The sequence below is a fragment of the Bacillus sp. ISL-55 genome (assembly GCF_018613155.1).
Lineage (GTDB): Bacteria > Bacillota > Bacilli > Bacillales > Cytobacillaceae > Mesobacillus.
Genome location: NZ_JAGGQU010000041.1, coordinates 37,320 through 54,931, shown reverse-complemented (window position 1 = coordinate 54,931; position 17,612 = coordinate 37,320). Strand labels below are relative to the sequence as shown.

General features: G+C 41.3%; 24 protein-coding genes. 4 read left to right on the top strand and 20 right to left on the bottom strand.

The window, feature by feature from the left end:
* Positions 1-248 (top strand): hypothetical protein (locus tag J7E32_RS18950; RefSeq protein WP_214910670.1); only part of this gene is annotated, 248 nt, incomplete at its 5' end.
* Positions 249-301: 53 nt separating this feature from the next.
* On the opposite strand, the gene J7E32_RS18945 is transcribed toward J7E32_RS18950, so the two are convergent.
* The 6 genes from J7E32_RS18945 to J7E32_RS18920 all read right to left on the bottom strand — a co-directional run bounded on the left by J7E32_RS18945 (position 302) and on the right by J7E32_RS18920 (position 2,853).
* Positions 302-586, bottom strand: a complete 285-nt coding sequence (locus J7E32_RS18945) for a hypothetical protein (RefSeq protein WP_214910668.1) — start codon at positions 584-586, stop codon at positions 302-304.
* Between the two features lie 359 nt (positions 587-945).
* Positions 946-1,239 carry a rhodanese-like domain-containing protein gene (locus J7E32_RS18940; protein ID WP_214910666.1) on the bottom strand — a complete coding sequence of 98 codons (294 nt, stop codon included), beginning with the start codon at positions 1,237-1,239 and terminating at the stop codon, positions 946-948.
* A gap of 20 nt (positions 1,240-1,259) precedes the next feature.
* Positions 1,260-1,625, bottom strand: a complete 366-nt coding sequence (locus J7E32_RS18935; RefSeq protein WP_214910664.1) for a rhodanese-like domain-containing protein — start codon at positions 1,623-1,625, stop codon at positions 1,260-1,262.
* Between the two features lie 124 nt (positions 1,626-1,749).
* The gene (locus J7E32_RS18930) at positions 1,750-2,013 is read right to left on the bottom strand and encodes a metal-sensitive transcriptional regulator (protein WP_041968319.1); all 264 of its coding nucleotides are present in this window, start codon (positions 2,011-2,013) and stop codon (positions 1,750-1,752) included.
* An 11-nt stretch (positions 2,014-2,024) separates the two neighbouring features.
* Entirely contained in the window at positions 2,025-2,351 is a 327-nt protein-coding gene (locus tag J7E32_RS18925) for a rhodanese-like domain-containing protein (RefSeq protein WP_214910662.1), read from the bottom strand.
* A 217-nt stretch (positions 2,352-2,568) separates the two neighbouring features.
* Positions 2,569-2,853, bottom strand: coding sequence for a hypothetical protein (locus tag J7E32_RS18920; RefSeq protein WP_286183543.1), 285 nt, complete (start codon positions 2,851-2,853; stop codon positions 2,569-2,571).
* Between the two features lie 113 nt (positions 2,854-2,966).
* Here J7E32_RS18920 and J7E32_RS18915 point away from each other — a divergent pair, with 113 nt between their 5' ends.
* The gene (locus J7E32_RS18915) at positions 2,967-3,206 is read left to right on the top strand and encodes a DNA alkylation repair protein (RefSeq protein WP_214910660.1); all 240 of its coding nucleotides are present in this window, start codon (positions 2,967-2,969) and stop codon (positions 3,204-3,206) included.
* A gap of 170 nt (positions 3,207-3,376) precedes the next feature.
* Here the strand turns inward: J7E32_RS18915 and J7E32_RS18910 are convergent, their stop codons facing one another.
* The 7 genes from J7E32_RS18910 to deoD form a co-directional block, all read right to left on the bottom strand.
* Positions 3,377-4,204 (bottom strand): hypothetical protein, encoded by an 828-nt coding sequence (locus tag J7E32_RS18910; protein WP_214910658.1) that lies wholly within the window; start codon positions 4,202-4,204, stop codon positions 3,377-3,379.
* A 336-nt stretch (positions 4,205-4,540) separates the two neighbouring features.
* On the bottom strand, positions 4,541-5,461 hold the full coding sequence (locus J7E32_RS18905; protein WP_214910656.1) for a CobW family GTP-binding protein: 921 nt from the start codon (positions 5,459-5,461) through the stop codon (positions 4,541-4,543).
* Between the two features lie 63 nt (positions 5,462-5,524).
* Positions 5,525-7,012 carry a lmo1851 family serine protease gene (locus J7E32_RS18900; RefSeq protein ID WP_214910654.1) on the bottom strand — a complete coding sequence of 496 codons (1,488 nt, stop codon included), beginning with the start codon at positions 7,010-7,012 and terminating at the stop codon, positions 5,525-5,527.
* Between the two features lie 199 nt (positions 7,013-7,211).
* On the bottom strand, positions 7,212-7,418 hold the full coding sequence (gene copZ, locus J7E32_RS18895) for a copper chaperone CopZ (protein WP_214910653.1): 207 nt from the start codon (positions 7,416-7,418) through the stop codon (positions 7,212-7,214).
* A gap of 26 nt (positions 7,419-7,444) precedes the next feature.
* On the bottom strand, positions 7,445-9,841 hold the full coding sequence (locus tag J7E32_RS18890; protein ID WP_214910651.1) for a heavy metal translocating P-type ATPase: 2,397 nt from the start codon (positions 9,839-9,841) through the stop codon (positions 7,445-7,447).
* Between the two features lie 223 nt (positions 9,842-10,064).
* On the bottom strand, positions 10,065-10,913 hold the full coding sequence (locus J7E32_RS18885) for a M15 family metallopeptidase (RefSeq protein ID WP_214910649.1): 849 nt from the start codon (positions 10,911-10,913) through the stop codon (positions 10,065-10,067).
* Between the two features lie 384 nt (positions 10,914-11,297).
* Complete coding sequence (gene deoD, locus J7E32_RS18880; protein ID WP_214910647.1) at positions 11,298-12,002, bottom strand: purine-nucleoside phosphorylase; 705 nt, start codon at positions 12,000-12,002, stop codon at positions 11,298-11,300.
* Between the two features lie 182 nt (positions 12,003-12,184).
* Between deoD and J7E32_RS23010 the strand changes: the two genes are divergently transcribed.
* Complete coding sequence (locus tag J7E32_RS23010) at positions 12,185-12,316, top strand: hypothetical protein (protein ID WP_285289116.1); 132 nt, start codon at positions 12,185-12,187, stop codon at positions 12,314-12,316.
* Between the two features lie 213 nt (positions 12,317-12,529).
* Here J7E32_RS23010 and J7E32_RS18875 read toward each other — a convergent pair whose 3' ends face one another.
* Both J7E32_RS18875 and J7E32_RS18870 read right to left on the bottom strand, forming a co-directional pair.
* Positions 12,530-13,300 carry a sporulation protein gene (locus J7E32_RS18875; RefSeq protein ID WP_214910645.1) on the bottom strand — a complete coding sequence of 257 codons (771 nt, stop codon included), beginning with the start codon at positions 13,298-13,300 and terminating at the stop codon, positions 12,530-12,532.
* Positions 13,301-13,699: 399 nt separating this feature from the next.
* Positions 13,700-13,873, bottom strand: a complete 174-nt coding sequence (locus tag J7E32_RS18870) for a YozD family protein (RefSeq protein WP_023627690.1) — start codon at positions 13,871-13,873, stop codon at positions 13,700-13,702.
* Between the two features lie 135 nt (positions 13,874-14,008).
* Between J7E32_RS18870 and J7E32_RS18865 the strand changes: the two genes are divergently transcribed.
* A complete protein-coding gene (locus tag J7E32_RS18865) occupies positions 14,009-14,179 on the top strand; it encodes a hypothetical protein (protein ID WP_214910643.1) in 171 nt (56 codons plus the stop codon).
* Here the strand turns inward: J7E32_RS18865 and J7E32_RS18860 are convergent.
* From J7E32_RS18860 to kamA, 5 genes are all read right to left on the bottom strand, one after another.
* Positions 14,176-14,874, bottom strand: a complete 699-nt coding sequence (locus tag J7E32_RS18860) for a hypothetical protein (protein ID WP_214910641.1) — start codon at positions 14,872-14,874, stop codon at positions 14,176-14,178. The two genes, J7E32_RS18865 and J7E32_RS18860, sit on opposite strands and share 4 nt — an antisense overlap.
* 186 nt (positions 14,875-15,060) lie before the next feature.
* The gene (locus tag J7E32_RS18855) at positions 15,061-15,282 is read right to left on the bottom strand and encodes a YozE family protein (RefSeq protein WP_214910681.1); all 222 of its coding nucleotides are present in this window, start codon (positions 15,280-15,282) and stop codon (positions 15,061-15,063) included.
* Positions 15,283-15,566: 284 nt separating this feature from the next.
* Positions 15,567-15,758 carry a hypothetical protein gene (locus J7E32_RS18850; protein ID WP_023627685.1) on the bottom strand — a complete coding sequence of 64 codons (192 nt, stop codon included), beginning with the start codon at positions 15,756-15,758 and terminating at the stop codon, positions 15,567-15,569.
* 130 nt (positions 15,759-15,888) lie between these two features.
* Entirely contained in the window at positions 15,889-16,170 is a 282-nt protein-coding gene (locus tag J7E32_RS18845; RefSeq protein WP_214910639.1) for a YokU family protein, read from the bottom strand.
* Positions 16,170-17,609, bottom strand: coding sequence for a lysine 2,3-aminomutase (gene kamA / locus J7E32_RS18840; RefSeq protein ID WP_214910637.1), 1,440 nt, complete (start codon positions 17,607-17,609; stop codon positions 16,170-16,172). Before kamA ends, J7E32_RS18845 begins: the two co-directional genes overlap by 1 nt.
* Between the last annotated feature and the right edge of the window lie 3 nt (positions 17,610-17,612).

Here is a 17,612-nt window from a genome sequence, read left to right as displayed (position 1 = left end):
CAGTGAAGTCGTTCTTTGACTTCATTGGCAGGACCGAAATAGAAATGTATAGCCGACTGTCCAGAAACGCAGAAACTGGAGACTCCGACAAAGAAGCGCTTTTTGCTTCTGCCGGCGGAGTTGAAGTTTCGGAGTTTCTAGGAGGCGACACTAGACAAGCGACTCGAGGGGCTAGGCGCTGGAGCTGGATTAAGAAAACCCGTATAGTTATCCACATTGAAATTATTTTACAATTTCCTTGTAAATAAAAAAGAAAAAACTTGTCCCCGTTTCTGGCGACAAGTTCTTAGGGTATTAAATATTATTTTAATATTATTGCCTTTTTTACGGCTATTTCTTTCAGTTCTTCAGCAAGTACTTCCAGCTCCCACGGACTGTCAGATTCAATAAGGAGCTCGTTAGATTTCAGGCAGATTTTGAAATAAGAATCATGGAAACCCCCACTGAACTCAATTTGCCCCTGGGATACTATACAACGATGGTCATGATCCTCAATCCAGCATCCCTTAACCAACAATTCATGGATAACTTCGACATGAACATTTTCTCTAACAAGTTCCAACTCCACGGCGCTTAAACCAGACATCAGAATTCCTCCTTGTTACTAATTGTCGAAATATTCTTTTCATTAATAGTGTACGAATTTATTTATAAACAAGCAAGCATACTTCGACATTTTCTGGAAAAATTCTTCAGGACATAACAATGCTGCCCTATATAACAACAAGGATGATTCTGCAATTTCTAAGAAAAGCACAAGCGCCTTGGTCAGCCCCGACAAGCGTTGGAGGGCCGACTGGTGAAGTCGCTCCTTGACTTCATCGGGCGGACCGAAGCGTCTCGAGGGGCTAGGCACTGGAGCTAGACACTAATCTAAGTGGATAAATTTACACTTTCTTATCTAGCGAAAAAAAAGAGACGGCAAGCGCCATCTCTTCTTGGATATTATTCAGTTGGACCCTGCCATGCCATCATACCGCCTTGCATGTTGATTACATTATAGCCATAGTACTCAAGGAATTGAGTGGCTCTAGAGCTGCGGCCGCCTGAGCGGCAGGCCATTACGTAAGTTTTGCTCTTGTCTAATTCATTCATCCTGAACTCCAGAAGTCCTAATGGAATATGGATTGCTCCTGGAATTTTCCCTTGTGCTACTTCACTTACTTCACGAACATCTACAACTTCGAATTCATTTGAGCCCAATCCGTTTTGTACTTCTGTTGGTGTCATCTGGCGCATTTCAATTTCCTCCTTTATAATTACCAGGCGCTCATGCCGCCCTTTACATTAGTAATATTATTAAATCCAGCTTTTTTCAATAATTTGCTTGCCTGGCTGCTGCGCATGCCACTCTGGCAAATGACGACTACATCTTTGTCTTGTGAAAGTTCTCCTGTGCGGTTAGAAAGCTGTTGAAGCGGAATATTCTTGAATCCTTTGATGTGATTCCCTTTATATTCTCCTGGAGTCCTTACATCAACGTATTGCACTCCGGCTTTCTTTGTTTTCATCATTTCACCTAGTTGTGCTGTCGTGATTTGATTTATTCCCTTAGTTGGAGCGAACCGGCTCCATAAGAAAGCCACAGCAAGAACGACAATTAATACATTTATTACTACATCCATCCGTATGCACCTCTTTATCATTTTTATTATTCATAATCTTGCAGTGATGACCATGATTTCACTCTTTATACCCATATGGGTATTTTAAGTGACATAAAACAGCTTGTCAAGAATAGAAATCATATTATTTTCTGCTCTTGACAAGTAATTCTACAGCATCATTGACAGCCTGTGATGTTTCTCTGCCTTCTTGTATATCGTTAATCAGACATTGTTCTAGATTTTTGCTGACAACCAAAGCAATCGTGCGGTCAACTGCCGAACGGATTGCAGATAATTGGGTCACGACCGACTTGCATTCTTCCTGTTCTTCAAGCAGCCGGATGCTGCCCCTAACCTGTCCTTCGATTCTTTTCAAACGATTGACAATTTCCTTATTGTACTCCACCTTGCCACCTCCTATTGTGATGGACCAGTAATGGTATATCCTTTAACATTGTAACCATATTTTTTAAGCAATCTTGCACCAAAGTTCTTTTCCAATTCATTGGAGGCAATGATGACAATATGCCTGTTCGGAATTTCTTTAATATATCGTTTCAAATATCCGCAAGGAATATTAATTGCGCCATTTATTGGATTTTTCGCAGAATCCTGATAATCTCTAAGATCGACAAAGACTGCATCCTTTTCATAATCCTTTATCGCTGGTAGATTTCTTACTGGAACATAGCGGTTGAAAACTAAAGTGACCAAAAGGAGACTGATGATTAAACTTGTGAGCAACTACTCTTCACCTCTTGTAGGATATCTTGTTCATTACTGAACTTACAATATAAATAATATACCAGTAGGGGTATAAAATCAATAGTTAAAGTTGATATTTTTCGACACTTTTATTAAGACACAAAAAAAGAAGCAAGAATTCCTTCCTTCTTTAATAATTTTATATCATTTTGTCATCACATACACCAATATATAAATGCCAATTAAGCAGTGATATTTACTTCCCTGCTTCACCCTGGATTGCTTCAACCAGTTCCATATGCAACTGTAACAATATGATTTTACTCTCACTTGTCAAAGACGCTTCTAAAATTCTTTTTGTGGCAAGGTAGTATTTTTCCATTAATGTCCTTCTTGCTCTTGGATGGGAATTTTCATCCTTAAGATCTCTTTGGATCGCTTCCCTAAGAATGTCCTCTGGTGCCTGTTCAGATTGAAGTCTTCGATTGTTCCATATTGTCCTGTACTCATCTAGTATCTTTTCATAATCCATTGCTACCATACTTATTCCTCCTGCAGATAATTAACTAGGTCAAACCTTCACTAGTATCTTTACATATTTTAAACAGACAATGCAAAAAATAAGTTAAATTACTTTAAAGGAGTTTTATTACTATGAGCAAACCATATCGATGCCCGAACTGTAAGACTAACAGGACAAGATTCAATATGATCTCCCAAATACCGCAGCCTGTAAAATTAAATCCTCAATCAGGTGAAATAGTGGAACAATATACAAACGAACAGCTTGAGCCTTTTCATCTTCCATACAAAGGTCCTGAAATGAAAATCCAATGCGCAGCATGTGGATTGGTAGAGGATGAAAAAACCTTTGCCAAGTTTGGCGAAAGTTAAGGTCAATAGGAGCGTTATTCACAACGAACAAAAAGCGCAAGCGCCTCGTTCAGCCCCGACAAGCGCTGGAGAGCCGCCCAATGAAGTCGTTNNTTATCCACACCTAAATAATTTTTAATTTCCTTAACTAATACAAAAAGCTTGAGATATCTCAAGCTTTTTTATTTGTTTCATTTAATCCCGTTTTTCTCTAAGAAATTTATTGAATCCACTTTCCATTGTTCATTAGGCATGAATCTTACCAGGATGACTTCACCGTTAAAATTCTTGCCGCCGATCCCTTTAAGCTGCATATTAAGCTCAACAGGAACGGTAAGGCTCAACTGATCTCCCACATCCTCGGCTGGCAAAACTTCCATCCGCGATATCCTGATATTCTCGATTTTGGGCAGCAGCTTTTCCCACTCAAGGTCTTGCAGTGAGATCAAGTAAACAATGTTTTGATCCTGCTGTTTCAACCCTGCGATATACGCGTTGACCAAATCGTATGGGTCCGTTTGTTCCAGGTATTTTTCGAGTTTTCCTGCTGACTTCAGGATCATAAGTTTATGAGATAGATCCATGAAGTTTGTCCTGTGGGTCGTGCTTCCATAAAAATGGATGCAAAAATGACCTGGAAAGTTATTTTTCAAGGCTCCGCCGCCATGTGGCATTCCGTGCATTGAGGCTGCAATTTTTCCTTCTTCCGAGATGACAATAATCGCTCTGCGTTTCCAGCTCCACTTCCCACCATAAATCTTCTTCATGATTTCCGTATCTTTTGATGTCAGCGGCTGGACATCCGCATGATTGCTTCCCGCCCTTCTTTGTACCCGAAATTTCAATCCTGTTTCCAAATCGAGCACTGTGAACTTGCTGTACCTGGGCAGAATTTCATTAACCTCTTCCCACTGAGTCATTTTGATTGGGGTCTTTTCCTGAGACTTCTTGGCCTCTATGTTATTTCCAGTGAAGGCAAGAAGAAAAATCGTCATAATAATAATTTTTATTGTTTGCATTTGAAATCATCTCTTCTTTTTCGGCTTAAATCAAGAATTCAATCTACAGATTAAATTTTGCTTCATGAAAGTTTTTGCTTTTTTTCTTTTTACTATTCAGCCGTGCTCAGTTTTAACCAAAGAACAAAAAGCGCAAGCTCCTCGTTCAGCCCCGACAAGCATTGGCAGGACTGAAACATCTCGATGGGCTAGGCGCGGGAGCTAGACATTAATCTTAGCGGATAATTTTAAACTTTCTTATCCAGCAAAAAACCCAGCATAGCTGGGCAAAAGTCAAATTTTTTTATGGTTTTCTAAATACACTCTTGCTTTATCGATTGCCCAGCAGCCCTAAAATCAGACTTTCATTTCCAACTCCTTCAGCTGTTGTTCAAGCTGGCTCCAGTCAATTACCTGTCCGATGAAAACGAGATTGAGCGGCATTTTCATATATTCCTTCATATATAATGGCATCCCATATGAATATTGGAATAGGTCTGGATATTGAGAATGGTCAAATAATACATATCCTTTAATCCGGTAGATGGAATCCGGCAGTGACCTTAAGAAATCTTCAAATTCTTTCTGGCTGACAGCACCCTGGAATTGATGCACAAACGTGCTTAGTCTAAGATCTGCCTGAACATGAGCACCCGCACTCTTAGCTTTCACGGTATACGCCAATCCCTCCAGCAGTTTAATGGGCACTTTCGAATAGGTGCTCAAAATACATTTAGCCTGAGGATTTAGGCCTTGGATATCCATGCTGATTTTCGCTTGCTCTGATTCATTGAGCAAATCTGATTTATTGACGATGATCAGGTCAGCATGCTTCACTTGCTCAAGCAAAAGCTGATGGACCTGGGGGTCTAATGCCTGTCTATTGAGCCACTGTTTGCCATCAACAGTCGTAATAATTCCTTTGACCGCAAGCTTGTCTGCAAACAATGGAGAAAGCACAGCATCCAAAACTTCTACAGGATGAGCTGCACCAGTGGTCTCTATGTAAATGGCATCTAAATCGTGATCAAATAACAACCCTTGAAGCTGGGATTCGAGCTTGTCCTGGATGGTACAGCAAATACAACCTCCCAACAGCTCCTTTAAAGGAACATCTGTGTCAACTGCATCTGAATCGATCGAAACACTGCCTAGCTCGTTCATCATAACTGCAATGTTCCGTCCGCTATTTTTTTCATGCTGTAAAATTTGCTTAAGCAACGTCGTTTTGCCTGTACCCAGGAAACCCGACAAAATATAAACCTCTGCTTGTTTCATGTTCTCATCACCTTTTTTTCCTATGTAATATGGAAAATCTCCAGCAAAAGCTGGAGATTCTTTTTATTTATTCATTTCCTGTTTTAACACTTCTATTGCTTTCTGTACTTGTGGATCGTCATACTTGATCTGTTCGCGCAGAGCATTCATTAATTCGATAGTTGAGCTTCCTTTAAGAATGCCTGTTTCTTCAAGTTCTTTTGATTTTTGGAATTCAATGACAGCTTCCTTAGTCTTTTCATCGTAGAAACCATCCTCTCGGCCTGGTTCAAACCCTAGAGCTTTTAGCATCTTTTGTGCAGCCCTGACTTGTTCAGAAGCTGTCGATACCTTTAATTCGGTTTCCGGATCGATGAAAGGTAATGAAGCATATTCAGGCATTGGGACTTCATGGTCCGGCTTAATGCCTTTCTTATGAATCCAATTGCCTTTAGGAGTCAACCATTTTTCTGTCGTGAACTTCATATTCGATCCGTCTGAAAAATCCTCCGCTCTCTGGACTGTGCCTTTTCCGAATGACTTTTCGCCAACAAGAGGAACTCCGGCTGATTCACTGACTGCTCCTGCAAGGATTTCGGATGCACTCGCACTCCCCTTATCAATGATGACAACTAAAGGAAGGTTATTATTATTTTCGTTCTCTGATGCATATTTCTCTACATTGCCTTCACGGTCTTCCACCTGGAAGAGTATTTCCCCTTCAGGCACAAAGAGACTGGATATTTTGATTGCCTGATCCAGGAGCCCGCCTGGATTTTGACGAAGATCCAGTACGAGGCCTTTCATGCCTTGTTTCTGGAGGTCATTCAAAATATTTACTAGCTCATTTGCAGTGTTTTGCGAGAAATTGGTTATCTGGACTTTTGCAATTCCTCCGTCCAGCATCTCACCATATACCGTTTCAATCGGTATTGTGTCTCGGGTTATTGTGACGTCAACCGGTTTTTCTCCACCCTGGCGAAGAATTGACAGCTTTACGTCCGTACCCTTTTCTCCTCTAATAAGAGCAACTGCTTCAGTCGTACTCATGCCCTGAAGACTTTTTCCATCCACTGACATGATTTTATCTTCTGGTTGAAGGCCTGCTTTTTCCGCAGGGGAACCTTTCAGTGGAGTGACGATAAAAATGAAACCATCTCTCTCCTGAATTTCTGCCCCAATTCCCTCAAATGAAGACGACAGGCTCTGATGGAAATTCTTTGCGTCTTCCTGGCTCATATAATCCGAATATGGATCGTCCAATGATTCAAGCATTCCATCAATCGCACCATTTATTAGCTTTTCCTGATCAACTTCCTGGAAATAGTCATTTTTCAAAGTATCATATGCGTCGTATAGCTTTGCAAATTCTTCTCTTTCTCTAATTACCTGCACTGCCGGCTTGTCTTCGCCGAAAGCAAGCGCAAAGGTAGTGATTCCCGCTGTTAAAAAGACTAGAAAAAACAACAGCATTGCAAAGTGGAACTTCTTTATCCGAAGAAAACTATTTTTAGCCTCAGCTTCTGCTGGTTTTTCTTGACCCTTTAGCTCTTCTTTGTTTTCTTCATTCATATTTTGTTGATCCAACCCTTTTCACCACTTTCCAATCAAGCTTAAAATCCTTAATGATTAGGATAACATTTTTACTGTAAAATTAACAGAAAAATAGGTACTGCTTCAGAATAGCGATATCGCCTTGGTCAGCTCTACAAATCCATGGTGGACGATTTCGCAAAAAAAAGCAGCGGTTCATCACCGCTGCTTTGAGATTCTATTCTACATCATATCCTTGATCTTCTACTGCTGTCTTCATTTTGCTTACTTCTGCTTTTGAAGCATCATATTCTACTTCAGCTTTTCCTTCTGAAAGGGAAACGACGACGCTAGCCACTCCGTCTACTCCCATCAAAGCGTTCTTAACTGCCTTTTCACAGTGTCCGCAAGTCATTCCTGATACATTTAAAGTTGTTTTCTCCATTTAAAATCTTCCTCTCTTTTTTTAATTTATAACTTAATCCGCTTCAAACGAAGGGAGTTAGTCACTACAGAAACTGAACTGAATGCCATTGCTGCACCAGCCACCCATGGAGCCAGCAGACCCATTGCCGCAATCGGGATACCCGCTGAGTTGTAAGCGAGAGCCCAGAATAAGTTTTGGCGGATGTTTTGCATCGTTTTTTTACTTAATGATATCGCTTTTGGAATCAGGGTCAATTCACCGCCAAGAATGGTGACGTCAGCAGCCTCAATGGCAACGTCTGTCCCTGTTCCTATTGCTATTCCAATATCAGCAAGCGCAAGGGCAGGCGCGTCATTGATTCCGTCCCCAACCATCGCAACTTTCTTGCCTTTTAACTGAAGTTCTTTTACATGGTTCGCTTTTTCTTCAGGAAGAACTTCCGCTATTACGTTTTCTACACCAACCTGGGCTGCAATTGCTTTAGCAGTGCGCGTATTGTCACCAGTAAGCATATACACTTCAATACCCATGGATTTGAGTTCTTCAATCGCGGTTTTCGCTGTTTCCTTGACAGTATCAGCAACCGCGACAATACCATTCACCTTATCGTTGATCGCAATCATCATCGCAGTCTTGCCTTCAGTCTCAAGTCGCTCGAGCTTTTCTTCATATCGAGCGAATTCGATACCCTCTTTACCCATGAGCTTTCTGGTACCAACAAATACTTTCTCACCACTGATGGTTGCTTCAATTCCGTGGCCAGGTATTGCAGCGAACTCATCCATAGGTAATACCTCTATATTTTTTGCGTTGCCGTATTCCACAATGGCTTCAGCAAGAGGATGCTCGGATGCTTTTTCAGCAGATACCAAATATTTCAGTACCTTTTCTTCGTCACCAAAAATCTCAAGGTCGGTTACACTTGGTTTCCCTTTAGTAATTGTTCCCGTTTTATCAAGAACAATAGCATTGATTTTGTGTGTAGCTTCTAAGTGCTCTCCACCTTTAAAAAGAATCCCATTTTCTGCGCCTTTTCCTGTTCCGACCATGATGGAAGTTGGGGTTGCGAGACCAAGGGCGCAAGGGCAGGCAATAACAAGCACGGCAATAGCTGTTTCGAGAGCTGACGCAAAGTCGCCAGGTGTGATGACAAAGTACCAGACAAGGAAAGTAACGATTGCTATTGCGACAACAATCGGAACGAAAATCCCGGATATCTGATCTGCCACACGCTGGATTGGCGCCTTGCTTCCTTGCGCGTCCTCAACCACTTTAATAATTCCTGCAAGCGCCGTATCTTTGCCAACTTTTGTCGCAGTCATCGTCAAAGTGCCATTCTTATTGATTGTAGCACCGATCAAAGAATCGCCAGCTGATTTCTCAACTGGGATTGATTCCCCGGTGATCATCGCTTCATCAACAGCTGATTGGCCAGATACGACCTTGCCATCGACCGGAATCTTCTCTCCTGGTTTAACGATGATGGTATCATTTACTTTAACTTCTTCAATCGGGATTCTAATCTCCTCACCATCCCGAATGACAGTCGCTTCTTTTGCCTGAAGGCTGAGAAGCTTGGAGATTGCTTCAGTTGTACGTCCTTTGGCGAGTGCCTCAAACAATTTCCCAACAAGGATCAAAGTAATCAGGACAGTACTTGTTTCAAAATATAAATGCGGCATATAATTTGGATTGCCAATTGTTTTAATAGCTTCTGCCAGACTATAGAAATACGCGGCCGATGTACCAAGAGCTACCAGGACATCCATATTCGCACTCTTGTTCTTTAGCGACTTATAGGCACCTACATAAAATTGCCCGCCGATCCAGAATTGTACCGGTGTGGCCAATAAAAGCTGGAACCACGGATTCATCAACAAATGCGGCATCGGCAGTCCCGTATCCCATGGAGCGTGGCCTATCATTGTATATAGAAGCGGAAGGGATAAAAGGATTGATATAAATAACTTCCGTTTCTTTGCATTGATTTCTTCTTCTTTTTGCTGAGCCTTTGCTTCCCGCTGTACTTTTTCTTTGCCATCATAACCCAGATCCTGGATTTTCGAGATGATTTTATCGGCTGAAAGGACAGCACTATTAAACTCAACTGAAGCAGACTCTGTTGCAAGGTTCACGGTTGCTGAAACCATTCCGTCCATTTTATTTAGAACCTTTTCAATCCTTGTTGAACAGGCTGCACACGTCATGCCGAAAACATCTAAATCCATCTTTTCGTTTCTGACACCGTACCCCAGGTCATTAATTTTATTGAATATATCGTCAGGTTTAATTTTTTCTGATTCATATGTGACTGAGGCATTTTCCATTGCCAGGTTCACGGTTGCTTCGACGCCTTCCATCTTATTGAGGACTTTCTCAATCCTTGTAGAACAGGAGGCACAAGTCATTCCCGTGATATCGACAGTCATTTGTTCTTTCATTTTTTACACCCCGTTTCAATCGAAGTTTTCATTCCCTCTACACCAATTACTATACCCATGTATAGTATATTTTGCAACCGTAAAGTTGTGTATATTTTTTTATTGTACCCTTAATTGTGAATACCGCAGTTAAAAATGTCACATTTATTGCTTACTGAATTTTTGTGAGGCAGGATAGTAAGATTATTTACAAAAAGCCTGGCATCTGACAGCCAGGCTTCTCCTATATTTTCTTCACGTTCTCAAAGTACTCTTCCAGTGTCCATTCGTTTTCGTAAATTTCAGTTGCAGCCTTGATGCCCACATACCTGAAATGCCATGGTTCATACATATAGCCTGTTATACCTTCTTTACCCCTGGGGTATCTGAGGATAAACCCGTATTTATGGGCATTGTGGGCAAGCCACACCCCCTCTTTCGTTGAACCGAATTGTTCATTGAGATTAAAATTGTTTGTCTTGCTCGAGATGTCCATTGTCAATCCTGTTTGATGTTCACTGCTTCCAGGTCTGGCAACTGCCTGAAGTGCTTTTTCTTCGCCAACTTTGTTCACTTCAGCATTGAAAAGAGTTTCCTGGCGTCCATATGATCGGTAACCGGAAACAGCAGCGAGTTCAATTCCATCGTTCCTGGCACCGACAAACATTTTTTCCAGAGCTTCTGCAGCTTCTGCCCTCATCAGGCTCTTTTCAAGTTTCGCATCTCCAAAAGAGAAGGGAACATTCGGGCGAACTAGATCTGCTGGAATATAGTTATCTGGCAGCCCGAAAATTTTGTTAACAAGTGACATCGTGTTCTGCGGATTCTGGATGACATTCTTTCCGTCTGCATCCTGGATGACATTGAAATAGGCTGCTTCAAGTGTCAATTCGTCGTCTGCTGGCTTGTCCTCAACCTGAGCAGGGTTTTCCGAATTTTGTTTAGATTCTTCAACCTCAGCCGGCTGATCTTCCTGCTCATCTTGTCCAACTAATTTATCTCCCAAATATGGGATTTTCTCAAGATACGGCTCTACCTGTGAGCATCCTGTCAATAATATCGGCAATGCGATTATCAGCAATAGTTTTTTCATTTAGTCCACCAATCTTCAACATTTTAAGACAATAAGACCATTCTAACATTTTTCGGCAAACTTTCGAATGGCCTTTTTTCCCATTATTCTTGTTAATCATTATGCCTGTTTTGTGAACATGCAAACTCATCAGAATTGGTTCTTAGACATTTGGGCTTCTCTTTGCGCTTGAAATGTCCATTAAACACTGGTTCTTGGACATTTTGACTTCTCTCTGGGCTTAAAATGTCCATTAAGCACTGGTTCTTAGACATTTTGGCCTCTCTCTGGGCTTGAATTGTCCATTAAGCACTGGTTCTTAGGCATTTTGGCTTTCCACTGCCTTCAAAATGTCCATTATCTCCATGTAAAAACCCTTTCCTCAAAGGAAAGGGTTTTCAATACTTATTCTTTGATCGCTGCTTCCAGTGCAACTTCAATCATGTCGTTGAATGTAGTTTGGCGCTCCTCTGAAGTAGTTTCTTCTCCAGTCAGGATATGGTCGCTGACCGTAAGGATTGAAAGGGCTTTGCGATCGTATTTTGCAGCAAGAGTATAGAGAGCTGTTGTTTCCATTTCGACCGCCAGAATCTGGTACTTTGCCCATTTTTCCAATTCTGCATTATCGTTGTAGAACTGGTCTGCAGTGAATACGTTACCAACTTTAAGGTTCAAACCTTTTTCAAGGCCTGAATTATACGCCTTATACAATAAGTCAAAGTTCGCTGTTGGAGCAAAGTCCACTCCGCCGAATGTAAGTCGGTTCATTTGAGAGTCAGTTGAAGAAGTCATTGCCAGGATCACGTCACGGACTTTAACGTCCTTCTGGATTGCTCCGCAAGTACCAACACGAATCAAGTTTTGGACATTATAGCTATTCATCAATTCATTAATATAAATTGAAATGGACGGTACACCCATTCCTGTTCCCTGAACAGAAATTCTTTTGCCTTTATATGTGCCTGTGTAGCCAAACATATTTCGGACTTCATTATATAACTTTGCATCCTCCAGGAATGTTTCTGCAATGTATTTTGCTCTTAATGGATCCCCAGGAAGCAATACCGTTTCTGCGATTTCATTTTCTTTAGCACCAATATGTACACTCATTCAATAATCCTCCATCCTATAGGTTGCTACCTCAAAACTATACCACAATATAGTTAAGCAGGAAAATCTTCAGTTTCATGACAATTTTATAAACGGGCAAGCTAAAAATAGCTTTACCAAAGCTGAAAGAAAAAATCCCGTTCCCCTGTTATATAAAAAACGAAAGAGAAGGTGATGAAGCAATGGGCAAGAAACACCGCAACCGAATCAATTCACCAAAGAAAAACAATCATATACCTCCTGAAGCAATCGTTGCAGAACAGGAAGCTCACGGCAAAGAATTTTCAGCGACAGGTAGAAAGAAACAAGGATAATAAAAGACTTTTATCGTAAAGATTGTTGTTAAATTCCTAAAACCGATTTTTTACGTAATAAAAGGCCATTTTGTAGGTCGTATTCAGTTTGCATGCTCTTTTCTCCCAAAAACAGTCAACTTTGCGAAGAAAAGCAGTTCAATTGCAACAAAGTTTGAGAAAAGAGCACAAAAAGACGATGAAGCAGTGTGCTTCATCGTCTTTCCGTGCTTATTAGCAATAACTTTCGATTGTGTTTTGTAACTTCTGCTTCAATGACGGAAGGTCGGAAGCATGGATGTTCAATCTTACGTATGTTTCATCGGTACCCATCGCTTCCGACAAGAAACCTCCAAGTCCCCTGGCCCTGCGGTCAACTTGCATCAAGACCTCAATTTCGTTCTCGCTGTTCGGATAGAAGATTACCTCTAGTTCGTCCAGTCGTCCTCTAAATGAACCTGATGCCGGGACGAATTCAAACTCCTGGACAAACGGCATATTTCTCCGGAGATGTCTTGGCGCTTGCTCACACTCAGCTTCCCTCAGCCGGAAACCAAGGTCACTGATTGCGTTAAATACTCCATGCATCAACTGGTTGGGCACTACTGTCAAATAATCCTTATCGCTTGGATCAACGGCGTTTTTGATATCAAGCCCTGTTGACACCCAAACCTTCGTCCTGCCCATCGATAATGGCATTTCTAATGGAAGCCTGAAAGTGAATGGAATTTCCTTCGTTTCATTCTCTTTGATTAAGAATGACTGTGTAAGTTTGAAACGATCAATTTGGGCGGTGGCAGTATACTTTTTATCATCTGCTTCTCTTATATACGTTGTATGTATACTCAAATAGATGTCATCGATATTCTGCTCTGTGCTCCCCCCGCGAATTTCCACAATCCCACGCACTTCTTCTCCTGGCATCACTCTGTCTTTTTCCAGCTTCGTATCAACCTTAGCTGCACCTATCCCCACACTGGCAAAAACCTTATTAAAAAATGACATACCCTTTGCCTCCCTGTTTTTACATATTTATTTCTAATAAATGTATACGATTATAAGCTGAGAGAGTTTCACGGAAATGAAGTTTTTTTAAAAAGAAGGCTCTGTCAAACTTGGCTGTTGATTTTCGTTCCAGGCGCTTCGCTTTCCGCGGGGAAGAATTATGAAAAATCCCTAATGCCGGATTTTTCAAAGATCAAATTCTTCCTTGCAGTCCGGAAGCCTCCTCGGCGCTTCAAGCGCCTGCGGGGTCTCCCGTTGACTTGCTCATCGCGCAGGAGTCTTCGCGCCTTCCACTACAATCAACAGGATGTAAAAACAACATTTAGCTTTAACAGAGCCAAAAAGAAAAATATAAAAAGGCAGATTCATCAGAACCTGCCACTGCAAAGTGTAACTTACCTAGTCTATATCCTCTTCCTCATCGATAATACATTTTTCGATCAGATATTCAAATGTGATATCCGCCATCTCTTCAAGTTCTTCCTCTGTGGGAACGTATCCCCTTTTTACAAGTTCATGAAAGAAAAATTCAGCAATTTCTTCTGTATCGATAACAACCTCAATCTCTTTCACAGATTCGCCCCCCTTTATTCCAAATGTATGTGAAGCACCGATGTTTAATGCCAAGCTAAACCAATTTTCTGAAAATTGTTCTATTGTTTTTGGACAAGCATAGAATGGAATAAATCAAATTAGGAGTGATCTGGTATGCAGAGACTTGGTATTCTTGCCGAAATGTTTGTTGAGGATGTGAACAAAGAAGATAGTATGGTCGTTGAATTGTTTGGCTCCATAGTGAACTTCCTATTTAAAGTTATCCAATTCGCTGGAATTCCTTTTCTTGTTTATGTGCTGCTTGAATTTGCAGGGTTATTTTAAACGTGGCTTTTTCCATCATTATTAACAAGCATTGAAAGTTTGCGAAGAATGACTCTCATGACATGCGCGTACTCTTCATCTTGGAACCATTTATATAAAATTCGGTAATCATTATATAAATCGAGAAGATTATCAATCGTCATTCTCTTCTGATGAATTTTCCGCAACTCTTCTTTTTCACCGGCTCTTGGCTGATGAGACTTTTTCTCAAGGTTGACGGATGGCTTTACTTCTTTATTCGCCGAAAACAAAAGACCCAGTTTCTGGATAAATGTATCTGCACTGTCCGAGTCGGCAACAAGTGTCAGTTCTTCTTCCCCCGCTTCAAGCCATTCTCCATCTTTAATCCTGGACAGTTCATAAATAACATCCTCCCAGGCATCTTCCTTATATCTCCAGATTTCTGTACGAAAACCAACAACCTTAAATAAATCTGAACCATATCCCTTTACCTGCACTAAGTCTCCGAAAAAATATTTGTATTCGATGTCGATTTGCTCCTTTTCAAGCAGCTTCCCATCGTATTCAGAGAGCATCTGCAAACTTGTTTCCAAATACAAGCCCTCGCTCTTATTTATCTCGTATACATGAAGGCCGTCAAGCCATTTTATATTTGTTACTTTCCCCACAGTCCCATAAATAGTGATCACGACTGTATCACCGATGTTAAACTTAGGTTTTTTCCTTTTTTCCATTTCCTCCATCCTCTCAACGATGAGTCGTGAATTGTGATTACAACAGTATATGCACTTTTCTGAAAATCGCTACGCCTAGATGGAGAATGAAAGAAGCTTTTATCTCTTGTAGCGAGTGAGTACAAATAATACCGTCCTGTAAAAAATGCATAAAAAAGACTCCCGCGGGTAAGCCGCAAGAGCTAATTAACTTTCTGCTATTAAATATTCCTCCCAGGCTTCGTCAAAGACAGCCATACTTTCTGGATAATGTCCGTTCAATTCCAGGTAAGAACTTATTTCATCGTAATCCTCCGAATTTTTAGGGAACGATAGGTCATCATATGCGAAATTGGCAAACCTGCTGATTGCATCCATCGGTTTGGTGGTCCGGTATTTCATGAGAAAGTGGTAAAAGCTTTTATACATATATGAACGCCTGCCTATTGTTAAAATTAGTTTGTCCATACTATAACGGATTAGTTTAGTCCACGTCTACTTTAATGCCAAAAAAAGAGCACCTTCCAATTTAGGGAAGGTGCATTTTCCAACTTAATAAGGCAGCATAAACTTATTCCATCTTGGATTAGTGTTTCGCTCCAGTGCCGAGTCAGTTTTCATCCAATAAAATGCTTCCTCGAGTATCTTGCGGGAAACGTTAGCTTTGAACACCTCGAGACGCTCCAGGACTGTGCAAGGCGCTTGCGCTTTTCTTATTGCCATCTGGCTGATTTAGCCATCTCCAGCAGCGCCCATATGATATTGAACATTAAGATTGCTACGGTGATTGGTACGGCATGGAGCCAGTTCATTCCGAATTTCTCAATGATCAGCCTTACATAATATCCGCAAAAGAATAGGACAACCATTGCCGCTACCAGCATGATTGATAAAGCAATAGACATTTTCTCTCCCCATTTCCAAAATAAATACTCCCCACTCTATTATAAAGAGGAGGGAGTAACTGGATAAAAAGGAAGTGTGAAACTTTTGTGAACAGCATTCTAATTTAGGTTATTTATATCACACTAAATTTTAAGATGAAAAATCAAAGTAATTTCGCTTCAACAATCTTGGCTGTGCCATCAGTTCCTCAAAGGTAACTTCCTTGCCGAGTTTTTTCGTATCTATTAAAAATAATTGATCTTCGATTTCCTTTGTAATCAACTCGGACTGGTATGTCATTTGGCAGTCCAGGCAATGAATGGCAGGAGTTTCATTGATTTGGATTGCTTTTGTGCCGTCCGGCAGTTCCCAGTAAACTTTGTCTGTTACAGCTTTGGTTTTTTCGCTGCTGCACCACTCGCAATTCCCCATCAGTCAACCCCCTTAGTCGAAGGGATCGCTCCCTGGCCATCAGCTGCTTCAGTAGTCGTTTTTTTCTGTTGAGCCATAAATTTCTTTTCCTTCAGCTCATCTCGTTTTTCACGCTTATCCTTCAGGGATGCATGTGCAGGATCTTCCTCATATTTTTCCCTGCGGTCGATTCGGCCAAGTCCTTCAGGGATCAGGTTGAATTCACTGTCGTTCATAATAGCTGCGATTCCAGCGTTCGATTTTTTCTTTTCATAGTCTGGGTACACTTGTTTGAAGTAACCTTCCGCCCTGCCTGGAACATAATTTTCAGGCTCTGGGTAAGAGGTGATTACACCCTCAAAGTTGCGGAGGACGACTTTTTCCGGACTCTGGGATATCAGGTAATTTGGCTGCAAAGAGATTTTCCCGCCTCCGCCAGGCGCATCAACCACGAAGGTAGGAACAGCGTAGCCTGACGTATGCCCCCTTAAGCCTTCAATAATTTCGAGCCCCTTTGTAACCGGAGCACGGAAATGGCCGATACCTTCAGACAAGTCACATTGGTAAATATAATATGGACGCACACGGATTTTCACGAGGTCGTGCATGAGCTTCTTCATGATCGGCACACTGTCATTGATCCCAGCAAGTATGACGGATTGGTTTCCAACAGGAACCCCTGCGTTGGCAAGCATTTCACAGGCACGCTTTGAGTCTTCCGTGATTTCGATTGATGTATTGAAGTGTGTATTCAGCCAGATTGGATGATATTTTTTTAGGATTGCACAAAGATTCTCTGTAATTCGCTGCGGGAAAACAACTGGTGCCCGGGTTCCAATCCTGATGATTTCAACATGGTCGATTTCTCTCAGGTTTTTTAGAATATATTCGAGAATATTATCATTGATCAGAAGACCATCTCCGCCCGATATCAATACATCGCGGACTTCAGGAGTATTACTGATGTAGTTAATTGCGGCATCAAGCTGTTTCTTTGCAACTCCCATACCGATTTGTCCGGAGAATCTCCTCCTTGTGCAATAGCGGCAATACATCGAGCATTGGTTGGTCACGAGGAAAAGCACCCTGTCAGGATATCTATGCGTCAAACCAGGTACAGGTGAATCTTCATCTTCATGAAGTGGATCTTCAAGATCATATTTTGTTTTGTGAATTTCCTTGGAGATTGGCACTGATTGCATCCTGATTGGGCATCGCGGGTCGTCCGGATTCATTAATGAAGCGTAGTATGGTGTTATATTCAGCGGGATTGTTTTCGTCGAGATCCCGACCCCATCTTCTTCTTCAGGTGTAAGATTAATGACCTTCTTCAAATCATCCAGTGTCCTGATTGTATTTGTAAGCTGCCATAGCCAGTCATTCCATTGTTCCTCCGTAACGTCCTTCCAAAGCTCAATATCCTTCCAATGTCTCGAAGGCTTATATAATGTCTGTTTCATCCC